This window comes from Acidithiobacillus sp. TH-A35 (assembly GCF_057473505.1).
Genome location: NZ_JBYCKR010000071.1, coordinates 1 through 6,505, shown reverse-complemented (window position 1 = coordinate 6,505; position 6,505 = coordinate 1). Strand labels below are relative to the sequence as shown.

6 protein-coding genes and 1 rRNA gene are annotated in these 6,505 nt (G+C 58.4%); all 7 read left to right on the top strand.

Going from position 1 to position 6,505, the window contains the following annotated elements; all coding sequences use genetic code 11:
- Nucleotides 1-91, top strand: a 5S ribosomal RNA gene (gene rrf / locus AC2VNK_RS02800); the annotation flags it as partial.
- A gap of 117 nt (nt 92-208) precedes the next feature.
- Nucleotides 209-673 carry a ribosome maturation factor RimP gene (locus AC2VNK_RS02795; RefSeq protein ID WP_291521151.1) on the top strand — a complete coding sequence of 155 codons (465 nt, stop codon included), beginning with the start codon at nt 209-211 and terminating at the stop codon, nt 671-673.
- A 31-nt stretch (nt 674-704) separates the two neighbouring features.
- Complete coding sequence (nusA, locus tag AC2VNK_RS02790) at nt 705-2,186, top strand: transcription termination factor NusA (protein WP_486882721.1); 1,482 nt, start codon at nt 705-707, stop codon at nt 2,184-2,186.
- Nucleotides 2,187-2,245: 59 nt separating this feature from the next.
- Complete coding sequence (gene infB, locus AC2VNK_RS02785) at nt 2,246-4,885, top strand: translation initiation factor IF-2 (protein ID WP_291521155.1); 2,640 nt, start codon at nt 2,246-2,248, stop codon at nt 4,883-4,885.
- 6 nt (nt 4,886-4,891) lie between these two features.
- The gene (locus AC2VNK_RS02780; protein ID WP_291521157.1) at nt 4,892-5,284 is read left to right on the top strand and encodes a ribosome-binding factor A; all 393 of its coding nucleotides are present in this window, start codon (nt 4,892-4,894) and stop codon (nt 5,282-5,284) included.
- Nucleotides 5,281-6,165, top strand: a complete 885-nt coding sequence (gene truB, locus AC2VNK_RS02775) for a tRNA pseudouridine(55) synthase TruB (protein ID WP_291521159.1) — start codon at nt 5,281-5,283, stop codon at nt 6,163-6,165. Before AC2VNK_RS02780 ends, truB begins: the two co-directional genes overlap by 4 nt.
- A 39-nt stretch (nt 6,166-6,204) precedes the next feature.
- Entirely contained in the window at nt 6,205-6,474 is a 270-nt protein-coding gene (gene rpsO / locus AC2VNK_RS02770; protein ID WP_291509233.1) for a 30S ribosomal protein S15, read from the top strand.
- Nucleotides 6,475-6,505: the final 31 nt, after the last annotated feature.

The following is a 6,505-nucleotide window of genomic DNA, read 5'->3' as shown; positions in this document are numbered from 1 at the left end:
CACCCCTTCCCATCTCGAACAGGACCGTGAAACGCTGCAGCGCCTATGATAGTTGAGGGCCTCCCTCCGCGAAAGTCGGTCACCGCCAGACACCTATCTCCAACAACCCCGTCTCTATACACAGAGACGGGGTTGTTTTTTGTTGCGATTCTGCGTATCATGCGCAAAAAAGTGGGCCAAGTGCCCACTTTTTGTTTCTGTACTGGGAATGGTGAACGTGGAAGATCGACTTTATGAAGGAATTGCCCAGCAAGTAGGCGCTGTAGGTTGCGCCTTGGTAGATGCGCGTATGGTGCGCACCGGGCGCGCAGTGACGTTACAAGTCTTCATAGAGAAAAAAGATGAAACAGCAGCAGTTACCATCGAAGATTGCGCGTCGGTGAGTCGTCAGCTCAGCCTGTGGCTCGATGTGGAAAACCCAATCAATGCTGCATACCGCCTGGAAGTTTCCAGCCCAGGGCTGGACAGGCCGCTAAAAAATTTACACGATTTTGACCGATTTAAAGGATCTCAGGCCGAGATTCACCTGCATGGTTTGACGCAAGGGCGGCGCCGTTTGCAGGGAGAGTTGCTTGGCGTTGAAGATCAGAAAGTGGTTTTAAAAAATGCTGAGGGGCGCTGGGCGTTTGCACTGGAAGATATCCACAAGGCAAGGCTGGCTCCCCAATGGTGAGTAGACGGAACATGCAGAGAGGAGCAGGTCAATGAGTCGTGAACTTCTTTATCTGGCGGATGCCGTCGCCCATGAGAAGGATGTGGACCGGGAAGTGATTTTCCAGGCCTTGGAGGCGTCTCTGGTCTCCGCCTCCAAAAAGAAATATGGGCAGGACTGGCATATCGCGGTGGATGTGGATCGTAAGACCGGCGACTATGTAACCCGCCGTCTGTGGGAAGTGGTAGCGGATGAGAGTACGGCTTTTGAAGCGGATCAGCAGATTCGTCTGAGCGATGCTCGGCAAACCCGTCCCGATATTGAACTCGGTGCTTACGTCGAAGAAGTGTTGCCCCCCGTCGAGTTCGGGCGGATCGCCGCACAAACGGCCAAGCAGGTGATTGTGCAAAAAGTGCGGGATGCCGAGCGCGATAGAATTGTCTCGGACTTTGCGTTACGCAAGGGTGATATCATCAGCGGCTTGGTCAAACGCTTGGAAAAAGGCAATGCCATCGTCGATATGGGGCGTGCCGAGGCCATTCTTCCTAAAGAAGAGATGATGCCGCGCGAAGCTATCCGTCCCGGTGATCGCGTGCGTGCGTATCTCCAGGATGTGCGCCGTGTGCAGCGGGGGCCACAGCTCTTTTTGTCGCGGACCAGCCCCGAGTTACTGATCAAGCTGTTTGCCCAGGAAGTTCCGGAAATCGGGAACGGGATGATCGAAATCATGGGGGCCGCACGTGATCCGGGCCTGCGGGCAAAACTGGCCGTGCGCTCCAATGATCCGCGTGTCGACCCGGTGGGCGCCTGTGTCGGCCTGCGTGGCAACCGAGTGCAGACGGTCATCAATGAGTTGAAAGGCGAGCGGATTGATATTGTGATCTGGGCGGCCGATCCGGCCAGCTACGTGATCAACGCTCTGTCGCCTGCGGAAGTGTCCAGTATCGTGGTGGATGAGAATACGCACAGTATGGATGTGGTAGTCGGGCCTGAGCATTTGTCGCAGGCCATTGGTCGCGGTGGTCAGAACGTCAGGCTGGCCACGCAATTGACGGGCTGGACCATCAATATTCTGACTGAGGAAGAGGCCCAGACCAAGCGTGACGAAGAAGAGTCGACCTTCCTCCATCACTTCATCCAGGAACTGGGGGTGGATGAGGATTTGGCGGGCTTGCTGGTCAGCGAGGGCTTTACTTCTATTGAGGAAGTGGCCTATGTTCCGGTTGCCGAGATGATGGAGATTGAGGGGCTGGACGAAGATCTCGTCGGTGAATTGCGGCGCCGTGCGCGCGATGTCCTGCTCAATAAGGCTATTGCCCAGGAAGAGCAGGTGGCGCTCAGTGAACCCGCAGAGGATTTGCTGTCCCTGAAAGGGATGGATAGGGGCTTGGCGCACTTGCTGGCCAGTAAAGGTGTTGTTACTTCCGAGGACTTGGCGGAACTGGCTACGAGCGAGCTATGCGAGATGGTCGGTGTGGATGAGGAGCGGGCCAAGGCTCTCATTCTGGAGGCGCGTGCGCCCTGGTTTGCTTGATACAGACCCTGTCCCCGCGACGTATGTCGGCGGGGTAGCGGTTTTGGAGAATGAGGATTATGACGGTAACTGTCGCCAATTTTGCTGCTGAATTGGGTGTAACGAATGCTCGGCTGCTGGAGCAGTTGAATGCTGCGGGCATTTCCAAGAATACGGCCGAGGATGTGGTCACTGAGGACGACAAACATCGTCTTCTCGCTTCGTTGCGCAGTGCGCACGGAGAGGGAGGCGGAGAACTGCGCCGCATTACACTCAACCGCACCAGCACCACGGAAATCAAACAGTCTGTAGGCGCCGGGAAATCGCGTACGGTGCAGGTGGAAGTGCGCCGTAAACGGACTTACGTCAAACGGGAAGCGGTGGTTGAAGAGGCCACGGAATCAGCTATTCCAGACCAGACCACAGCTAGTGATCGGGTGACCCCAACGGTAATGGAGTCGGTGCCGGCTGCGGAAACGGTTTCTGTAGAAGAGGCAGTGCGGGTTTCTGCGGAGCCGGTGCTTGCGGAAGTCGTGGCTGATCAACAGATGCAGCCGGCGTATGTTGCGCCTGCGGCCGCAGCGGTGATGACGGAACCTCCTGTGCAACAGGTTCCGTCGCTCCCTGAAGCGAGGCTGGCACCCGCGCCTTCGCGCGCTTCGGAACGGCCTAGTCCTGATCGCGGCAGGGCACCGGCAATCGGTGCGGATCGTGCGCGGCCCGCAGCGCCATCGCCAGCCAGCAGAACGCCTGCCGCAACGACGCCAGCGAAAGGCAAAAAAGCAGGTCCGGGCGTGCGCGCTGGGGATGATGATGCCCGCCGCGGTGGGGCAGCTCGGCGGGGCGGGCGACGTAGTGACGAGGGCGGCAATGCTGATGCCCTGGCCCGACGCCGCAAGTCCGGAGACAAACGAAGCCGTGGCAGGGGTGGTCCTGCCGCAAGCGAATGGGCGGCCGCGCCGGTCATCCGCGAAGTGGCGATTCCCGAAACGATTACTGTGGGTGAGTTGGCCAGCCGGATGGCGATTAAGGCCACTGACGTGATCAAGGCGATGATGAAGATGGGGGTGATGGCCACCATCAATCAGGTGATTGATCAGGAAACCGCCGCAATCGTCGTAGAGGAACTGGGGCACAAGGTGAAGCTGGTGGGAATCACCAGTCCCGAAGCCTTCCTGGTAGAGGATGGGACTGCGGAGGCACCGATCATGGGCCGACGGCCTCCGGTGGTGACGGTCATGGGGCATGTGGACCACGGCAAAACGTCGCTATTGGACCGGATTCGCTCTACACAGGTAGCCAGTGGAGAGGCTGGGGGTATTACCCAGCACATCGGCGCCTACCATGTGGAAACGCCCAAGGGGATGGTGACCTTCCTCGATACGCCGGGCCACGAGGCGTTTACGGCCATGCGTGCCCGTGGTGCGCAGGCGACGGATATTGTCGTGCTGGTGGTAGCAGCCGATGACGGGGTAATGCCGCAGACGATCGAGGCGATTCACCATGCCAAGGCCGCTAAAGTGCCTATCGTGGTGGCGGTGAACAAGATCGATAAGCCGTCCGTAGATCCGGAACGCATACGCCAGGAACTCGCCGGGCATGAAGTGGTGCCTGAGGAGTGGGGCGGTGACACCCAATTTGTGAATGTCTCTGCAAAGACCGGGCTGCATATTGATGATTTGCTTGACGCTATTTTGTTGCAGGCGGAGATGCTGGATCTGGATGTTCAGGTGAACGGCCCGGCGAGGGGCGTGGTCATCGAGTCCCGACTGGATCGTGGACGTGGCGTCGTGGCATCGGTGCTGGTACGTCAGGGCACCCTGCATACGGGTGATATGCTGCTGGCTGGAGCACAGTTTGGACGGGTGCGGGCCTTGGTGGATGATACGGGCCAGCCGACGCAGTCGGTGGCTCCGGGCATGCCGGCAGAGGTGCTGGGTCTGGGGGATGTGCCTCAGGCCGGTGACGAGGTGGTCGTGGTGGCCGATGAGCGTAAAGCCCGCGAGGTGGCGCTCTTTCGCCAGGGTAAATTCCGTGACGTGCGTCTGGCGAAGAGTCAGAAGGCGACACTGGAAAGCCTGTTCGAGGCCGCCGCAGATGGTCAGTTGCAGCAGTTGAATTTGCTGATTAAGGCAGACGTGCAGGGCTCCGTAGAGGCCTTGGCCACGACGCTGGAACGCCTTTCCACTTCCGAGGTAAAGGTCAATGTCATTCACTCCGGGGTCGGTGGCATCACGGAGTCCGATGTGAACCTCGCCGCGGCGTCTCAGGCGGTCATCATCGGCTTCAACGTGCGTGCGGAAGCGCCTGCGCGGCGTCTGATCGACCATAGCGGCGTGGATGTCCGTTATCACAGCGTCATTTATGATGCGGTGGACGAGGTGAAAGCCGCTATGAGCGGTATGCTCGCTCCCGAAATCCGTGAGCGTATTCTGGGCCATGCGCAGGTGCGCGATACGTTCCGGGTGCCCAAAGTGGGTATGATTGCCGGTTGTATGGTTACCGACGGCATCTTGCGGCGTAACGCCAAGGTCCGGGTAATCCGTCAGGATGTGGTCATTCATGCCGGAGAAATGGATTCCTTGCGGCGCTTCAAAGAAGATGTCAAAGAAGTGCGTGAAGGTTTTGAGTGTGGTGTGGGTATCCGCAACTTTAATGATCTGAAAAACGGCGACGTCATTGAGGCTTTCGAAACCACTGAAGTGGCGCGAACGGTCTAGGAGGCGGTGTTGCATAGTTCTCATCGCGCGTATCCGCGCGGCGCCAGGGTGGCCCATTTACTGCGGGAAGAGATTGCAGCGGTATTGCCGCGTCTGCACGGGCTACCTTCTGCCCTGGCTCTGCTGCCCCCCAGTATCACACTGGTGGATTTGCCGGCGGATATGCGCTCGGCAGCCGTATATTTTTCGTTGATGGATGGCCCTGAGCGGGCCGATGCGGTGCGTCAGGTGTTACAGGATCATGCCGGAGAAATCCGGCAGCTCCTGGGGAAGCGGTTGGCCTTGCGGCGCATTCCGCCCCTGCATTTTATCTACGACGCGCGTTTTGATCGTGGCGCAGAAATGGCGGAGCTCTTGGCGCGCCTGCCGCCGGCGCAGGAACCGGAGGACCTGCCATGAGTTGTCAGCATGGTCTGTTGCTCCTCGACAAACCCGCGGGGCTGACGTCCAACGCTGCCTTGCAGCGGGCTAAACGTCTGCTCGGCATTAAAAAAGCCGGGCATACAGGGAGCCTCGATCCCATCGCTACCGGGCTGCTGGTCTTGCTTTTTGGTGAGGCAACTAAAGTCTCGGACTATATTCTTAACGCGGACAAGTCCTATCGGGCGACCTTGCGTCTGGGGCAGACCTCGACGACGGGTGACAGCGAGGGAAAAATTCTCGAAGAGCGGCCGGTAACCGTCAGCGCCGAGCAGGTGCGTGCGGTGTTGCCGCAGTTTCTCGGTGAGATCGCGCAAATCCCGCCCATGTATTCGGCGATCAAGCAGGGTGGCAAGCCGCTTTACGAGCTGGCGCGCAAGGGCCTGGAGGTGGAGCGGGCGGCACGGCAGGTACGAATCGATGCGCTCGACCTGATTTCGTTGGACGGTGATCGTTTGGTACTGGATGTGCACTGTTCCAAGGGCACCTATATCCGCAGTCTGGCGGTAGATATCGGTGCAGCACTGGGGTGTGGTGCGCATGTTGAAGGATTGCGGCGGACCTCTACCGGTCCCTTTGATATCGCGCAGGCGTTGACCCTGGAGAAGCTTGCCGATGTGCTTGGGCGTGGGGAATGTCCGCTTAAAGCCATGGATCTGGCTTTGGAATATTTACCGGCGGTGACTCTGACGGAGAACACGGCCTATTACCTGCGTCAGGGACAGGGGGTCGTGGTTGCCCACGCGCCTTCTTCCCTTGGGCGCATTCGCCTCTATGGACCGGGGGAGCAGTTCCTCGGTTTAGGAGAGGTCATGGACGACGGAAAGGTGGCGCCTCGCCGCCTCATGAGCGTAAACTAGGGATTATTGTTTTTTTAGAATTTCCGAGGAGAAGGAATTATGTCATTGTCTCGTGATATCAAAGCAGAAGTTGTCCAGGGTTATGCCACGCATGCGGGGGATACGGGTTCTCCTGAAGTGCAGGTTGCCCTGCTGACCACCCGTATTGAAGGGCTGGCCGATCATTTTAAGATCAATAAGCATGACCACCATTCCCGTCAGGGTCTTTTGAAAATGGTCGGCCAGCGCCGCAAGTTGCTGGACTATCTGAAGAAGCGGGATGTGAATCGCTATCGCACGCTGATCGAACGTCTGGGTCTGCGTAAGTAAGGAGAAGGTCTTGACCATCATTCGGAAAGAA